20 protein-coding genes are annotated in these 15672 nt (G+C 48.2%); 17 read left to right on the top strand and 3 right to left on the bottom strand.

Features of this window, described 5'->3' with window-relative positions:
* The first annotated feature begins 1 nt into the window (after window position 1).
* The 3 genes from MKZ13_RS19840 (at window position 2) to lipB (ending at window position 3306) form a co-directional block, all read left to right on the top strand.
* Window positions 2-988 (top strand): alpha-ketoacid dehydrogenase subunit beta, encoded by a 987-nt coding sequence (locus tag MKZ13_RS19840; protein WP_339177594.1) that lies wholly within the window; start codon window positions 2-4, stop codon window positions 986-988.
* A 47-nt stretch (window positions 989-1035) separates the two neighbouring features.
* Window positions 1036-2487: a dihydrolipoamide acetyltransferase family protein gene (locus MKZ13_RS19835; RefSeq protein ID WP_221822099.1), complete on the top strand. Its 1452-nt coding sequence runs from the start codon at window positions 1036-1038 to the stop codon at window positions 2485-2487.
* Between the two features lie 111 nt (window positions 2488-2598).
* Entirely contained in the window at window positions 2599-3306 is a 708-nt protein-coding gene (gene lipB, locus MKZ13_RS19830) for a lipoyl(octanoyl) transferase LipB (RefSeq protein WP_221822097.1), read from the top strand.
* A gap of 28 nt (window positions 3307-3334) precedes the next feature.
* Here lipB and prli42 read toward each other — a convergent pair whose 3' ends face one another.
* The gene (gene prli42 / locus MKZ13_RS19825; RefSeq protein ID WP_017687624.1) at window positions 3335-3436 is read right to left on the bottom strand and encodes a stressosome-associated protein Prli42; all 102 of its coding nucleotides are present in this window, start codon (window positions 3434-3436) and stop codon (window positions 3335-3337) included.
* Between the two features lie 266 nt (window positions 3437-3702).
* Between prli42 and MKZ13_RS19820 the strand changes: the two genes are divergently transcribed.
* The gene (locus MKZ13_RS19820; RefSeq protein ID WP_221822095.1) at window positions 3703-4836 is read left to right on the top strand and encodes a M20/M25/M40 family metallo-hydrolase; all 1134 of its coding nucleotides are present in this window, start codon (window positions 3703-3705) and stop codon (window positions 4834-4836) included.
* A gap of 161 nt (window positions 4837-4997) precedes the next feature.
* On the opposite strand, the gene mciZ is transcribed toward MKZ13_RS19820, so the two are convergent.
* Window positions 4998-5132, bottom strand: coding sequence for a Z-ring formation inhibitor MciZ (gene mciZ / locus MKZ13_RS19815; protein ID WP_091028853.1), 135 nt, complete (start codon window positions 5130-5132; stop codon window positions 4998-5000).
* Between the two features lie 122 nt (window positions 5133-5254).
* Here mciZ and MKZ13_RS19810 point away from each other — a divergent pair, with 122 nt between their 5' ends.
* From MKZ13_RS19810 to sigF, 11 genes are all read left to right on the top strand, one after another.
* Window positions 5255-5848, top strand: coding sequence for an NUDIX hydrolase (locus tag MKZ13_RS19810; protein ID WP_339177587.1), 594 nt, complete (start codon window positions 5255-5257; stop codon window positions 5846-5848).
* A 2-nt stretch (window positions 5849-5850) separates the two neighbouring features.
* Window positions 5851-7071, top strand: coding sequence for an endonuclease Q family protein (locus tag MKZ13_RS19805; protein ID WP_339177583.1), 1221 nt, complete (start codon window positions 5851-5853; stop codon window positions 7069-7071).
* A 161-nt stretch (window positions 7072-7232) separates the two neighbouring features.
* On the top strand, window positions 7233-7862 hold the full coding sequence (gene spoIIM, locus MKZ13_RS19800; RefSeq protein ID WP_017687629.1) for a stage II sporulation protein M: 630 nt from the start codon (window positions 7233-7235) through the stop codon (window positions 7860-7862).
* A 107-nt stretch (window positions 7863-7969) separates the two neighbouring features.
* Window positions 7970-8437 carry a Fur family transcriptional regulator gene (locus MKZ13_RS19795; RefSeq protein WP_036607866.1) on the top strand — a complete coding sequence of 156 codons (468 nt, stop codon included), beginning with the start codon at window positions 7970-7972 and terminating at the stop codon, window positions 8435-8437.
* 158 nt (window positions 8438-8595) lie between these two features.
* Window positions 8596-8838 carry a DUF4227 family protein gene (locus MKZ13_RS19790; protein WP_339177580.1) on the top strand — a complete coding sequence of 81 codons (243 nt, stop codon included), beginning with the start codon at window positions 8596-8598 and terminating at the stop codon, window positions 8836-8838.
* Between the two features lie 75 nt (window positions 8839-8913).
* The gene (locus tag MKZ13_RS19785) at window positions 8914-9804 is read left to right on the top strand and encodes a tyrosine recombinase (protein WP_339177577.1); all 891 of its coding nucleotides are present in this window, start codon (window positions 8914-8916) and stop codon (window positions 9802-9804) included.
* A gap of 129 nt (window positions 9805-9933) precedes the next feature.
* Complete coding sequence (locus tag MKZ13_RS19780; protein ID WP_221822088.1) at window positions 9934-10758, top strand: purine-nucleoside phosphorylase; 825 nt, start codon at window positions 9934-9936, stop codon at window positions 10756-10758.
* A gap of 300 nt (window positions 10759-11058) precedes the next feature.
* The gene (locus MKZ13_RS19775; protein WP_339185418.1) at window positions 11059-12180 is read left to right on the top strand and encodes a D-alanyl-D-alanine carboxypeptidase family protein; all 1122 of its coding nucleotides are present in this window, start codon (window positions 11059-11061) and stop codon (window positions 12178-12180) included.
* A gap of 144 nt (window positions 12181-12324) precedes the next feature.
* Complete coding sequence (gene spoIIAA, locus MKZ13_RS19770) at window positions 12325-12678, top strand: anti-sigma F factor antagonist (protein WP_017687636.1); 354 nt, start codon at window positions 12325-12327, stop codon at window positions 12676-12678.
* Complete coding sequence (spoIIAB, locus tag MKZ13_RS19765; protein WP_036672324.1) at window positions 12675-13130, top strand: anti-sigma F factor; 456 nt, start codon at window positions 12675-12677, stop codon at window positions 13128-13130. Before spoIIAA ends, spoIIAB begins: the two co-directional genes overlap by 4 nt.
* 14 nt (window positions 13131-13144) lie before the next feature.
* The gene (gene sigF / locus MKZ13_RS19760) at window positions 13145-13900 is read left to right on the top strand and encodes an RNA polymerase sporulation sigma factor SigF (RefSeq protein ID WP_036607856.1); all 756 of its coding nucleotides are present in this window, start codon (window positions 13145-13147) and stop codon (window positions 13898-13900) included.
* 435 nt (window positions 13901-14335) lie between these two features.
* On the opposite strand, the gene MKZ13_RS19755 is transcribed toward sigF, so the two are convergent.
* Complete coding sequence (locus MKZ13_RS19755) at window positions 14336-14488, bottom strand: hypothetical protein (protein WP_339177573.1); 153 nt, start codon at window positions 14486-14488, stop codon at window positions 14336-14338.
* A 105-nt stretch (window positions 14489-14593) separates the two neighbouring features.
* Between MKZ13_RS19755 and MKZ13_RS19750 the strand changes: the two genes are divergently transcribed.
* A complete protein-coding gene (locus MKZ13_RS19750; protein ID WP_076215849.1) occupies window positions 14594-15250 on the top strand; it encodes a stage V sporulation protein AA in 657 nt (218 codons plus the stop codon).
* Complete coding sequence (locus MKZ13_RS19745; RefSeq protein ID WP_221822086.1) at window positions 15231-15659, top strand: stage V sporulation protein AB; 429 nt, start codon at window positions 15231-15233, stop codon at window positions 15657-15659. Before MKZ13_RS19750 ends, MKZ13_RS19745 begins: the two co-directional genes overlap by 20 nt.
* The last annotated feature ends 13 nt before the right edge of the window (window positions 15660-15672 follow it).

The raw sequence follows: 15672 nt of genomic DNA, 5'->3' as shown, positions 1-15672 counted from the left end.
TATGGCAGTGATGGAATATATTGATGCAATCCGTCTCGCGATGAAAGAAGAGATGGAACGGGATGAGAATGTTTTTATCCTTGGTGAAGACGTAGGTCTCAAAGGTGGTGTATTTACCACAACTAAAGGGCTGCAAGATCAGTTTGGCGAAATGCGAGTGATGGACACACCATTGTCTGAATCCGCTATTGCTGGGGTTGCCATTGGTGCAGCAATGTATGGCATGAAGCCGATTGCCGAGATGCAATATTCGGACTTCATGCTGCCGGCAACCAACCAGATCATTAGTGAAGCGGCCAAGATCCGCTATCGTTCCAACAATGACTGGAGCTGTCCGATTGTTATCCGCGCGCCGATTGGTGGCGGGATCTTCGGTGGGTTATATCACTCTCAATGTCCGGAATCGATTTTCTTTGGTACACCTGGTCTGAAAATTATAGCTCCCTACTCGGCATACGATGCCAAGGGACTGCTCAAGGCGGCCATTCGCGACCCGGACCCGGTACTCTTTTTTGAAAATAAAAAATGCTACAAACTTATCAAGGAAGATGTACCTGAAGATGATTATATCGTTCCGATTGGTAAAGCCAACGTACTTCGTGAGGGTGCGGATATTACGGTGATCGGTTACAGCCAGCCGCTGCATTTTGTTATGCAGGCTGCTGAGGAGCTGGAGCGTGAAGAAGGCATTACAGCACACGTTCTGGATCTGCGCACATTGCAACCGTTGGATCGTGAAGCGATTATTGCTTCCGCTCGTCTGACAGGTAAGGTGCTGATTGTACACGAAGATAACAAAACCGGTGGTGTAGGTGCCGAAGTTGCCGCTATTATTAGTGAGGAATGTCTATTTGATCTGGATGCACCGATTCAGCGTCTCTGCGGACCTGACGTGCCGGCCATGCCAATTAGCCCAACATTGGAGAAATTCTACATGCTGAGCAAGGACAAAGCCAAAGCAGCAATGCGTACACTTGCCGAGTTTTAATTTCGTTTTTTGGATCGTTTAAAAGTAAAGTTTGGAGTGATAATCAAATGGCTGAACGTATGAAATGGATCGAGGTCATTATGCCGCAGTTGGCGGAATCGCTGGTCTCGGCTACCATAGGAAAATGGTTGAAAAAACCGGGCGACCGTGTGGAACAGTACGAGCCGATCTGTGAAGTAATCACTGATAAAGTTAATGCCGAGATTCCATCCACTGTGGATGGAATTATGGGTGACCTTTTGGTGGAAGAGGGCACAACGATTGCTGTTGGTGAAGCAATCTGCCGCATGCAGGTCGCAGCTTCGGACGAAGAAGCGGCTGAGCAAGTAACACAAGTATCGCAGCAACAGGAGCAAGTGCAGCAACATACGAGCCACACTCCTGTTGCCGCCTCAAATACAGCAGCACATGACCCCAACCAGCCGATGCGCAATCGGTATTCCCCGGCAGTGCAATCCTTGGCAGCAGAGCATGGCTTGAACTTGCAAAGCATCCAAGGCACTGGGGCCGGTGGTCGTATTACCCGCAAAGATGTGCTGGCATTTGTTGCACAGGGAGGTAACGCGGCTGGAACGTCTGCGTCTGCACAAGCATCATCTGCAGCAGTACAGCATACACCTTCTGGTGTGCCGTCTGCTTCTCCATTCAGCGGAGTGAATCGTGGAAATGGAGAAATGGGTTTAACCGCTGGAGAAGCGATCTCAGCGTCCGATGCAGGTGTTCCTGTGAGACATTCAGGCATTCATTTAACCGAAAGTCCGAAAATTCCACAGATCGAAGTAGAGGGTGGCGGCCAAGGAAGATCGGAGTATTTCATCGATGTTACCCCTGTGCGTAATGCCATTGCCCGGAATATGCGTCAAAGCGTATCGGAAATCCCGCATGCATGGACAATGATCGAAGTGGACGTAACAAACCTTGTGATGCTGCGCAATAAACTCAAGGATGAGTTCAAGCGTAAGGAAGGTATCAACCTGACATACCTGTCCTTCATGATGAAGGGAGTCGTTAATGCGATCAAAGACTTCCCAATCATGAACTCGGTATGGGCAGTGGACAAAATTATCGTCAAACGGGACATTAACTTGTCCATGGCGGTAGGAACCGAAGACTCCGTACTTACACCCGTAATCAAACATGCCGATCAGCGAAATATCGCAGGTCTGGCCCGTGAAGTGGATGAGCTGGCTCGCAAAACGCGTGAGGGTACGTTGAAGCTGGACCATATGCAAGGTGGTACGTTCACGGTGAACAACACAGGTTCATTTGGTTCGATCCTGTCCCAGCCAATTATTAACTACCCGCAGGCAGCGATTCTTACATTCGAGTCGATTGTCAAGAAACCTGTGGTTATTAATGATATGATCGCTGTTCGCTCGATGGCTAACCTGTGTCTGTCGCTGGATCACCGAATCCTGGATGGTGTAATTAGCGGACGTTTCTTGCAACGTGTCAAAGAAAACCTTGAAGGATATACCATGGAGACCAAGGTGTATTAAGTAAATAGTTGTCGGGGAAGTGTATGTGCCGGAGGCCGTGCACTTTTCCTGCTGTCTACGGACAGGTGCTCAATTGTACACTGAACCTGAAGCAGAAGGGTGTGGGGAATCATGAGCAAGCCGCTGGATGTTGCATACATACCAATGCTTGATTATGAAGAGGCTTGGAACCGCCAGAAAGCGATTGTGCAGCGATTGGACGAGGGCGAGGGAGCGGAGCAGATGCTTCTTTTACAGCATCCCCCAACGTATACGATCGGCTCACAGAATCATCCGGAGCATCTACTTCTCAGTCCGGAAGAGTTGCGAGAGCAAGGGATTTCCTTGTTTCAAATTGACCGTGGCGGTGATATTACTTATCATGGCCCGGGCCAGTTGGTAGGTTACCCGTTATTGATTCTTGGTCGGGATGAAGACCTGGATCTGCACGGCTATTTACGGAAACTTGAGCAGGTACTTATGGATTATCTCGCAGACCAGGGCATTGAAGCCGGACGCAAAGAAGGTTACACGGGTGTGTGGATTGGCGATATGAAGATTGCTGCAATTGGCATCAAGTTTAATCGTTGCAAACACCGCCGCGGTTTTGTAACCAGTCACGGGTTTGCTTTTAACATCAGCTCAGGCATTCAACATGCAGGTTTTCAGGGGATTGTTCCTTGTGGGATAGAGCAGTATGGCGTTACCTCACTGGAGGATATAACGGGTAAGTCCTATACAGTGGAGCAGGTTGCGCAGGAAATTGTTCCGTACTTTAATCGTATTTTTCCATATAAAATTAATTGGGTCACGGAAAAAGAAGCCCTTCAACGTCTGTAAACAGTTCGTCAAAAGGCTTCAGGGGGTGCTATCCGAACAGCAACGGTTCGAGAGCTATGAAAAGGGTGGACCCGATCATGGCAATCAGCATGAGATAGATGATGATTTTGAACCATTTCTTTTTTTGCATGATGAGAGAACTCCTTTCAACATAAAGTGTGTGTTCAAAAAGACTGGTTTTCAGTACCAAGAAGATGGGATGAAGCTAGAAATGGAGTAGCGGAGCGTAGGGAAAACTACGTGAGCAACGGACATTTCGGCTGAATTCCATATTCGATGCTGATGATGCCGCGAGGCATCCTTCGTAATCAAAAGCGGACTTTTTGAACAACCTCATAAAGTAAACAAGCCATAGTAATTGTATTGTACCGTATCTACGAGAGGGAGGAAAGTCCTATGATTAAACAACAACGTGTTATCGATCAGTTCATGGAACTGGTGCAGATTGATAGTGAAACGAAAAATGAACAGAACATCTCGAAGGTGTTAAAAGAACAGTTTGCAGAGCTTGGTCTTCATGTCTATGAGGATGATACCATGGAGCAAACCGGACATGGCGCAGGAAACCTCGTCATTACCTGGGAAGCCGAAGGAACTGAAGGGGTTGCACCGATCTTTTTCACATGTCATATGGACACCGTGACGCCGGGACAGGGAATCAAGCCTGAACTGGGTGAAGATGGCTGGATCAGCAGCGATGGAACAACGATCCTGGGAGCAGATGACAAAGCAGGGATTGCGGCATTGTTTGAAGCGATTCGTGTGATCCAGGAAAACAACATTCCACATGGTAAAATTCAATTTGTCATTACGGTCGGCGAAGAGTCTGGCCTGGTGGGCGCACGTGCAATGAATCCGAAGGATATCGATGCCGAGTTCGGTTATGCGCTGGATTCTAATGGAGCTGTAGGCACGATCTGTGTTGCTGCACCAGCCAGAGCTGAAATTCAAATGAGCATCTATGGTAAGTCTGCCCATGCGGGCGTGAACCCGGAAGACGGGATCAGCGCCATTCAGGTTGCAGCCAAAGCGATTGCTGCGATGACACTGGGCAGAATTGATGATGAGACGACAGCGAACATCGGTAAATTCCAGGGTGGATCAGCACTCAACGTGGTATGTGACTTTGTACAGCTTGAAGCGGAGGCTCGCAGTATTGTGCAGGAGAAAGTTGAATTGCAGGTTGCACAGATGCGTGACGCGTTGGAAACAACATGTCGCAAATACGGTGCAACAGCTGAATTCAGAAGTGAGATCCTTTACCCTGCATTTGGTTTCCATGATGAACACGAAGTTGTACAGCTTGCGCAGCGTGCCATCCGCAGTATTGGGCTGGAGACAAGTACGTTTGCTTCCGGTGGTGGCAGTGATGCCAATATCTTTAACGGATTCGACATTCCAACAGTGAATCTGGCGGTAGGGTATGAGGATATCCATACAACCAAAGAACGTATTCGTGCCGAAGACATTGTGAAGTTATCCCAAGTGGTAGTGGCTATTATTCAGGAAACGGCAGCTGACAAGAAATAATATACAGCACATGTTACCTCACATGTTGTTAGACAAAAGTCCGAACCCAGTCTATCTGTATCGGATTCGGACTTTTTGTGAATTCATGTTATATTTCAAGGGAGAAGACTCGTTAATTTAGGGTCAAATTGAATCAATGGATGAATGGATCGATGACCCATTCATTTGCGTCCAGCGAGCAGATCGACTAATTTGGCATCCGGGCCCCACTCGCGCAACCATTGCTTGAGTATGAGCTGTACTTGCCGGGCTTGTCCTACCACGTGTACGGATTGAGGCGTCATATAACTGTTCATCGAAAGTCCCCCTGATTCGTTTATATTTGCTGTGAGAGTTCTATACGCTCACCTTATGCCCAAAATCAGAGATATATACATTAGCCGAATATATAATCCTACGATATGGAGTTGAAGAACCAATGAAACCAAACCAATCTGCCCAATCCATCCACGCAGCGCAACCTGCCAATCCAAAGCTGGATGAAGTGACCGTATCCACCAAGCCGATCTTCGAGGGAAAAGTGATTTCACTTCAGGTCGATACGGTAAAGCTACCAAACGGACAAACGGCTACACGTGAGATTATCCGGCATCCTGGTGCTGTAGCTGTACTTGCACTAAACGGGGATCGCATGCTTGTTGTGGATCAGTATCGTCAGGCAATGGGACGCACCGAAGTGGAGATTCCTGCGGGGAAACTGGACCCGGGAGAAGAGCCGGAGGTGGCCGCAGCACGTGAATTGCGAGAAGAGACGGGATTTGTGGCCAAGTCGTTGCGTCATTTGCGTTCGTTCTACACGTCACCGGGGTTCGCAGATGAGATCATTCATCTATACATCGCTGAAGAGTTGGAAGCAGGGGACATGGCGCTGGACGAAGATGAATTCCTTGAAGTTGCCGAAATAACTCTGGAGGAAGCCTACGCTCTCATGGATGAGAATCGGATTAGTGATGCCAAAACGATGATGGCTGTATACGCGTGGGACCTCTACAGAACGACGGGACGATTCTAGGCATGCAAGACCAACTGGAAACGTCCACGACGTGGGAGCCCTGTTATACAGACCTGCATATTCACATCGGACGAACCTCTCGCGGTGAGGCCGTTAAAATCAGCGGCAGTCGCGATCTGACATTTGAGAATATTGCTCGGGAAGCATCGGATCGCAAAGGAATTCATTTGCTTGGTGTTATTGATTGTCATTCTCCGGTTGTACAGCTGGATATTGAGCAATTGCTGGAGAGTGGTACCATGTCCGAGATTGAGGGCGGCGGCATTGCCTATCAGGACACCACCATTCTGCTGGGTACAGAGATTGAGCTGCGCGAGCCTGGAATGCGTGAGTTCCATATACTGGCGTACTTCCGTGATCTGAAAACGATGAAGTCCTTCACGGACTGGATGAAACGTTATATGAAAAATGTGAATCTCAGTTCTCAGCGGGTATACGTGCCCGCTCTAGAGATGCAAGCCGAGATTAAGGCACGTGGTGGGCTTATTGTACCTGCACATGTGTTTACACCGCATAAAGGCATCTATGGCAGTACGGCGCCCCGTATGGGCGATGTATTGGATACTAGTCTCGTGGATGCGGTAGAGCTAGGCTTAAGCTCGGACTCATCCATGGCCAGTTATATTCGGGAGTTGGATCATGTACCGTTTCTGACCAATTCGGATGCCCATTCTCTCGGTAAGATTGGACGGGAGTATAATGAACTGCAAGTGGCTGCACCTTCTTTTGATGAATTCCGCATGGCACTTCAAGGAGAAGCCGGCAGGAAAATTGCTGCCAATTATGGACTGAATCCAAGGCTGGGCAAATACCACCGTACTTACTGTGCCGCATGTGGCAGCATAATGGACGAGCAGGCGATGTCAGCAGAGCGTTGTCCGCACTGTGGCAGTCTGAAGCTGGTGCAGGGGGTGCTGGATCGCATTCTGGCAATCTCTGATCGGGAGAGTCCTCATGTTCCTGCAAACAGACCGGCCTATCATTATCAGGTACCACTGGAGTTCATCCCCGGACTTGGCAAAGCCAAACTGCGCCAGCTACTGGAACATTTTGGTACAGAAATGAACGTACTTCATCGCACGCGTGAGGAAGAGCTTGCTGCGGTTGTTGGACCTGTGCTGGCAGGCCTGATTGTGGCTGCACGGAACGGACAACTGGAGTTGTCCTCCGGTGGTGGCGGCACGTACGGTAAAGTTGCTGTTCAGCAAAGAGCTACGGAGTGACCCGTGTAAAAATTTTGTAGTTCAACTCATATAGCTTTTGCTTTACAGAGGTCCAATCTGGACAAGAAGTCATACAGGTGCATTCCGGTTCATAAGAATGACTATGAGGATGTAACTGAGAATCCTTGCAGCATGATACTGGAAAGGGGACTCGTACCTGTATGCGCTCTTCCTACTTTACATTTAAAGGTCAGACTTCGTTATATGTATTCGTGGCTGTCTTGTTTCTGGTCGGCGTCATTTTTGGCGCGCTCATGGTCAACGCATTGTCTCTTGAGCAACGTCAGGATCTGGAGGGTTATCTCGGCAATTTCTTCATGACCGTGCAGCACAGTGCACAAGTGACTGAGACCGGGGCATATTGGGACATTGCCATGCTCCATCTGAAATGGGTGGGTCTGATCTTTATTCTGGGTTTATCCGTTGTTGGACTGCCCGGTATACTGGTTCTGGATTTTTTGAAAGGTGTGCTCATTGGATTCACAGTGGGGTACCTTGTTGGACAGTATTCCTGGAAAGGGCTGCTGTTTGCACTGGTGTCCGTGGCACCGCATAATCTATTTGTCATACCGATCCTCCTGATCTGCAGTGTGGCGGCGATGACGTTCTCGTTATACATCATTCGCAATCGTGTTTTGATGCAGCGAACACCTGGTCGACAAAGGCCTTTTGCTTCATATATAGTGTTAACTTTGGTTATGGCTGCACTGCTGCTCGGCGTGGCGTCTTTTGAAACATGGGTTACACCTGCGATGATGCGTTGGGTCACGCCAATGTTACTACCGGCCTAACGTGTACCGTATAGTGTAAAATGTTGACTTTAATTACGCACTCCCCCTATAATGAAAAGAGTGGGTTAAGTTGCAGTGTGCAGTGATTTCCTAGGGGGAGGGAGAAAATGGAAGCACGGATTGATAAAATTAAGCAGCAACTACAGTCCCAAGGATATAAATTAACGCCCCAGCGGGAAGCCACCTTAAGAGTACTTCTTGAGAATGAAGAAGATCATCTGAGCGCAGAAGATGTATTCATGCTCGTTAAAGAAAAGGCTCCCGAAATCGGTCTGGCAACCGTGTACCGTACCCTCGAACTGCTGAGTGAGCTGCATGTTGTAGAGAAAATCAACTTCGGCGACGGTGTAGCGCGTTATGATCTGCGCGGAGATACATCCAAGCATCACCATCATCACTTAATCTGTGTTCAATGCGGAAGTATGGATGAAATACGTGAAGACTGGCTTGGACCGCTTGAAGAGCGTTTGGAGCGGGAATTCAACTTTTCGGTAGTAGATCACCGACTGGACTTTCATGGAATTTGTTATCGTTGCAAAGCTAAAAATGAACAGAAACCCAAAGATGAAGAATAACATAGCATATCTTCAAGCTCTCACCGGCGGTTTTGACGGGAGAGCTTTTTTGGCACCGGACATGATCTGGAGTTTCCCCCGAATGGCATAAACCTGTGTTAATGGACATACCCTGATTCAAGGACAATACCGGATTCGAATCAGGAGGGGACGCGCCCATGATTATATCAGTGCGGAGAGGGCTCCGTTTTATTCGATTTATCATAGTTTTTGCCGCATTAGTTTATCTGTTCTATCATGTTCTGGATCTTTTTAATGGCTGGGTCTCACCTGTGGATCAGTATCAGATGCCAACTGGCAATGCAATCAAAGTATTTCAGGAAACGGATTGGCCGGGTAATGGAGAAGGACGTCCTACGATGGCAGAGCGTCTCCGTTTGTTCTATTGGTACGGGGAGTAGCTTCGAACAGCCAGGGATGCAAATACGGGAGCAGTCTGCCAGAGCGGCAGATCTGTCAGTTGAGGAGCGTTGTACATGAAACAGACGATACACGCCTATGCCTTATACTTGGAAGATGATAAAGGGATGTCGAGCAGCACGCTTGAATCGTATCTCCGAGACGTGGACAAGTTCATTGAATTTGCTGATAAGGAATATGGCATACGCGAAGCCGATCAGGTCAGACGCACACATGTCGTCCTGTTTGCAGGTCAGCTCAAACAGGCAGGACGTGCCAATGCAACCATTGCCCGCAGCATCGTATCTCTGCGCTCCTACTTTCATTTTTTGATGCGGCGGGGTGATATTATACAGGACCCTACGTTTGATGTGGAAGCTCCCAAGGCGGACAAAACGCCTCCACAGGTGTTAAGTATCCAGGAGATCGAACAACTGCTGACAGCGCCTGATATTCGTTCACCGCAGGGTGTGAGAGATCAAGCGATGCTTGAACTGTTATATGCTACAGGCATTCGGGTCTCGGAATTGATTGCCCTTGACATTCGGGATGTACAGCCAGGCATGCGTTTTATACGATGCGGTGGGGCGGGCAAGGAACGCATCCTTCCCATCGGTGCACCAGCTGCACATTGGGCAAGTGTATATGTGGAGGAATTCCGCAACAAGTTGCTCAAAACCGATTCGGACGAGCAGGCACTATTCGTGAATGTATCTGGTAGACGTTTAACCCGGCAGGGCTTCTGGAAGCTGCTCAAAAAAGCGGCGGTGGACGCAGGAATCTCGGAAGAAATTACGCCGCATACGCTGCGTCATTCCTTTGCAGCACACCTGATTGCCAATGGGGCGGATACACGTGCGGTTCAAGACATGCTGGGTCACGTGGAGCAGCCTGGACAACAATATGGCAATCATGGTCGCAAAACCATGAAAGAAATCTATGAAACCCATCATCCGAGGGCAAGATAGATTTTGACGCATGGCATTCACAAATAAATGCGGAACATTGGGCCGATTTAGGATAAAATAAATTGAATACATCCAAACGCCGTTATACATAAGACGGATCGTTTCAACTCAAGGAGGAACATACATCGCATGACAGCATTAAACCAACAAATGATTTCGGAAGCAGCATCTTATATTCAAAGCAAAAGCTCCATCAAGCCGGAAGTCGGTTTGATTTTGGGTTCGGGTCTTGGTGTACTGGCAGAACTGATTGAAGATGGCGTAAGTATTGCTTATCAGGATATTCCTCATTTTCCAGTGTCCACAGTAGAAGGACATGAAGGTGAACTATTGGTTGGAACCATTAAAGGTCGTCCAGTTGTGATGATGAAAGGCCGCTTCCACATGTACGAAGGATATGGTCCGGAATTGACAGCTTTCCCTGTACGGGTTATGAAAGAACTGGGTGTAAGCAGCCTGCTTGTAACCAATGCTGCGGGCGGCGTGAATACGTCGTATGAAGCTGGAGACTTGATGCTGATCTCTGATCACTTAAATCTCACAGGTAAAAATCCACTGATCGGACCAAATGACGCTGCACTGGGCGTGCGTTTCCCGGATCTGTCCGAAGCATATAGCCGCCGTTTGCGTTCGCTGGCGAAGGATACGGCCGCTTCACAAGGTTTTAACGTACGTGAAGGGGTATACGCAGGTATGCTCGGTCCGAACTATGAGACACCAGCAGAGATCAGAATGTTGCGTACATTGGGCGCAGACGCAGTGGGCATGTCTACTGTATCTGAAGTGATCGTCGCACGCCACGCAGGCCTGGAAGTACTCGGTATTTCCTGTATCAGCAACATGGCTGCCGGAATTCTGGACCAGCCGTTGTCACATGATGAGGTGATGGAAACGACGGAACGTGTGCGTGAGTCGTTCCTGGCGCTGGTATTGGCGGTTATTCCACAAATGTAAGCAAGATTTGAGTAGATAGGGTTACCTCTTTAGATGAGAAATCATCGGGGGTAACCTTTTTTTGTTGTGATAAACGTACGGTTACTCATTCGTTGAGTGCAGTGTTTTTTTTGCTTTAACCACATTTTCAATAAAAGTTCGGGAAATCATGCTTTACATGGAATAATTTACTGGAAACGGGCCGACAATGATTAGCAGTACATGCATGGAACATGCAGTAAGCAAGTCATTTGAGGAGGTAACCTTGTGAAGAAAAGAATAATGGCATCGTTCATGACCCTTTGTATTCTGCTGTCCCTTATGGCATCAACAGCATTGGCTGAAGAAAAACCGAAGGCAGCAGGAGGAACTGATCTGGCCCCGTCGGCACGCTCTGCGATCTTAATGGATGCAGATACGGGAACGGTCATTTATGAGAAAAACAGTCATGATCAACTGCCTCCGGCGAGCATTACAAAAATTATGACAATGCTGCTTACGATCGAAGCGATCGACTCGGGCAAGCTGAAGCTGACGGACAAAGTAAGAACGAGCGAATATGCAGCTTCCATGGGCGGTTCGCAGATCTTTCTGGAGCCTGGGGAAGAAATGACGGTCGACGATATGTTAAAAGGGATTGCCATGGCATCAGGCAATGATGCCTCTGTTGCTATGGCCGAGAAGATTGCTGGCTCGGAAGAAGCTTTTGTACAGCTGATGAATGAGCGTGCGAAGGAGCTTGGCATGAAGGATACTCATTTTGCCAACTGTAACGGTCTGCCGGTCGATAATCATTATTCGTCTGCCCATGACATTGCTGTCATGAGCCGTGAACTGCTGAAGCATTCCGGGATTACAAAGTACACTGGTGCATATCAGGATTATCTTCGCAAAGATTCGGAAAAGCCATTCTGGCTAGTGAACACAAACAAGCTGGTTCGTTTTTATCAAGGGGCAGACGGTTTGAAAACAGGTTATACCTCCGAAGCGAAATTCTGCTTGTCTGCAACAGCGTCCAAGGATGGACTGCGTGTCGTTTCCGTGGTACTCGGTGAACCAAATACCAAAACACGGAACAGCGAAGTATCTTCGATGTTTGACTATGCGTTCAGTCAATATACGATGAAGGCGCTCTACAAGGCAGGGGATCTGCTGGGCAGTCTGAAAATTGAAAAAGGTGAAGTTGCCGAGTTGCCTCTGAATGCCACGCAAAATTATAGTGTGCTGATGCGCAAAGGAGCCAAATCCAATGACATCCGGCATGAATTGCTGGTCGCCAAAGAATTGAAAGCTCCGATCAAAGCCGGGCAAAGTATTGGTAAACTGGTGGTCTACCAGGGCAATGACGTGATTAAGGAGTTCGACATTCAGGCTCCGCAGGATGTGAATAAGGCTGGCTGGTGGAAGCTGTTCAAGCGGACAACGTCCAACCTGTTTGACTAAACGGCGATTTCTGCGAGTTGCACGTATCCTTCGAACATATTTTGTAGTTAAATAGGGGTTTTCTTCTAGTTTTGTCGGGGGGCAGGAAAAGCCTTCGGAAGCGTAGAAATCCTTGTTCTAAGACAGGGAGGAGAGTGAGCAAACGTGAACTTGCATGTGGAAATGGAACACCATCGCGGGATTCTGATTGTACGATTATCCGGGGAGCTGGATCACCATACAGCTGACATGGTACGGATGCAAATGGATGAAGCTATCCAGCGGAGACAAAGCGAGCATCTGGTACTCAGCCTGAAAGATCTGCAATTTATGGACAGTTCAGGTCTGGGTGTCATTTTGGGAAGATACAAGCTCATTAAGAATAAAGGTGGCAAGATGGTGGTCTGTGACGTCAATTCGCCAGTGTACCGTTTGCTGGAAATGTCGGGTCTTTTCAAGATTATGCCGATATACGAAAATGAGGGAACTGCTCTCTCAGGTCTGGAGGTCGTCTCATGAATGAAGGAACAGGGACAAATTTCATGAATCTGCAATTCGCGGCCAAGTCAGAGAATGAATCGTTTGCACGGGTAACCGTTGCTGCATTTATCTCCCAGCTTGATCCAACGATGGACGAGCTCAGTGACCTGAAGACGGTCATTTCGGAAGCCGTGACCAACAGTATCATCCACGGATACAACAATAACTCCGAGGGTGTTGTGTCCATCCAGGCGGAGATTCGGGAAGACATGATCACCATTATTGTGGAAGACCGCGGTGAAGGAATCGAAGATCTTGAATTGGCCAAGCAGCCGCTATATACGTCCAAACCCGAACTTGAGCGGTCGGGCATGGGCTTCACCATTATGGAAAACTTTATGGATGAATTCGAAGTCAGCAGTGAGCCCGGCAGAGGCACCTCCATCAAGATGAAAAAAAGGATTGAATCCAAGAAAGCATTGTATAATTAGGGGTTGGTGTTCTTATGGATGCTGAAGTGAAACCATCTTCACAGACCTATTTGGACGATGCCGAGGTCAAACGGCTGATTGCGCTCAGTCAGTCGGGTGACCATGTCTCACGGGATACGCTGGTGAACTGCAACATCAGACTCGTCTGGTCCGTCGTACAGCGTTTTATGAACAGGGGATATGATCCGGAAGATCTGTTCCAGATTGGTTGTATCGGTCTGCTCAAGTCAGTAGACAAATTCGATCTCAGTTATGACGTGAAGTTCTCAACCTACGCGGTACCGATGATCATCGGAGAAATCCAGCGATTCCTGCGGGATGACGGTACCTTGAAGGTCAGTCGTTCACTGAAAGAGATGGCGAATAAAGTCCGCAAAAAAAGGGACGAACTGTCTAAACATTTGGATCGTTTGCCAACGATTAAGGAAGTTGCCGCAGAGCTGGGGGTAACCCCGGAGGAAGTCGTATTTGCCCAGGAAGCGAACAAACCCCCGACCTCCATCCATGAGACGGTATTCGAGAATGACGGTGATCCTATTACGTTAATGGATCAGATTGCCGACGAGTCTCAGGAACGTTGGTTTGACAAGCTGGCCCTGAACGAAGCCATCGGTGGTCTCAGTGAGCGGGAGCGGTTAATTGTTTATCTTCGGTATTACCGGGATCAGACCCAGTCCGAGGTTGCCAGCAGATTGGGAATATCTCAGGTGCAGGTATCACGTCTGGAGAAAAAAATACTGCAATCCATCCGCGACCAGATCGCGCAGTGATTTCATGGGTTGCACCAACAGTATTGGCGTTTATACACCAATATACGACAACTAACAACCTTCTATCGCGCATTATGGCGGGGGAGGTTATTTGTTGTTAGAGAAACAAAGCGAATATCCCCACTTTTAATTCCCTTTCTGTCTACTACCCCAGCATATTTATTTCAAACGTATGGAAACGGGAGGACGATGGGTAGCGGAGGGATGGAATCGGTCAAAAGGAGCGAAGCGTGAGGGTTCACCTAAGGATACATAAGCAACGCAGGCGGCAGATTAGACCTGAAGAAGCCAAGCCTTCGCCTTCGGCTCCAAATCTCTACAAAGTTGTAGTCTATGTTGTATTCAGAAGATAACTTCAGGAGTCATAGAATTTTGAGCCAAATAACACCCAAAAGCTCTTCTTTGAATTCCCTTCCTGCCACCTCCCCAGCATATTTATTTCAAACGTTTGGAAACGGGAGGACGATGGGCAGCGGAGGGATGGAATCGGTCAAAAGGAGCGAAGCGTTCGCCTTTAGCACCGGATTTCCTCCTTGAAAAGGAGAGTTCAAGAAATCCGGGGATAACAGCGACCAATGACCGATCCATCCCGCAGCACTAGCACAACCTCCCGATCTTTTTCCAACCCGTTTGTAATAAATTTGCACATTCTTCAAATACTAACCTAAATTACGCAGTAAAGGAGTGCTTTGGATGTCCCAGACACCCACTCCAATGGTCTATATTCGTCTGCGCAGCCGTATTCGCATCCAGAGGGGCAGAGCAGTCAAGCTTGGAGACATTGCACATGTACTGACCTCTTCTGAAGACCAGGAGGGCAGGCTACTGGAGCTTGAACTGCTGCGCCCTGGACCGGAGGATGGCAATCTGATCCTCATTGATATATTGCAGATTATTCCCCGAATTCGGCACATCTTGCCGGAGGTAACTGTGGAACTGATGGGATCAGGTCATACGTTGGTTGAAGTCATTGCGGGAAATGGTCAACCTTCCAAGTCCCTATTCATTCTGGTTTGGCTGCTGCTGTTCTTTGGATCAGCCTTAACCATCATGAATTTTCATGCTGATGTGAACATGCAGGAAGTACAGATTCGTATTGTGGAGATGCTTACTGGGCATCGGGACGAACATCCCTATTTGTTCCAAGTGGCGTATTCCATTGGCATTGGATTCGGAATGGCCGTATTTTTTAATCATTTGTTCAAGAAAAAGTGGAATGAGGAACCTACCCCGCTAGAAGTGGAGATGTTTCTATACCAGCAAAATGTAGATAAATATGTGGTGATTGAAGAGAGCGAACGGATGCATGAGCAGGAACGCAGGGAGATGAATGCGGATGAGCGTTCTTAATGGAGCAATCAGCATTGTATTGGGTATTGCAGGGGGAATTGCCGTAGGGAGCGGCGTAATTGCGCTCATTCTGGTGCTCGATATGATCCCAAGGTTGGCTCAACTTACGCAATCGTATGACAGGACTCACTGGTACGAAGGGGCGCTAATAGGTGGTTCACTGCTCGGGACCGTGGCGGACTTCTGGCACTGGAAAATGCATGGGGTGCTGCTGCTCAGCCCGATTGTTGGTTTGTTCTGTGGCGTGTTCATCGGCCTGCTGGCCGCGGCGCTCACTGAGGTACTCAATGTACTGCCCGTATTAGCCAAACGATTGGGCATGAAACCTTATTTGTTTGGATTACTGCTCGCCATGATTTTGGGCAAAATGACAGGTTCCCTGTTTGATTTTTTTATATATCAGCGGTAACTCGTGGCCATAG

It is taken from the genome of Paenibacillus sp. FSL R5-0701 (assembly GCF_037973995.1).
Classification (GTDB): Bacteria; Bacillota; Bacilli; order Paenibacillales; family Paenibacillaceae; genus Paenibacillus.
This window is presented reverse-complemented; position numbering and strand designations above follow the sequence as displayed.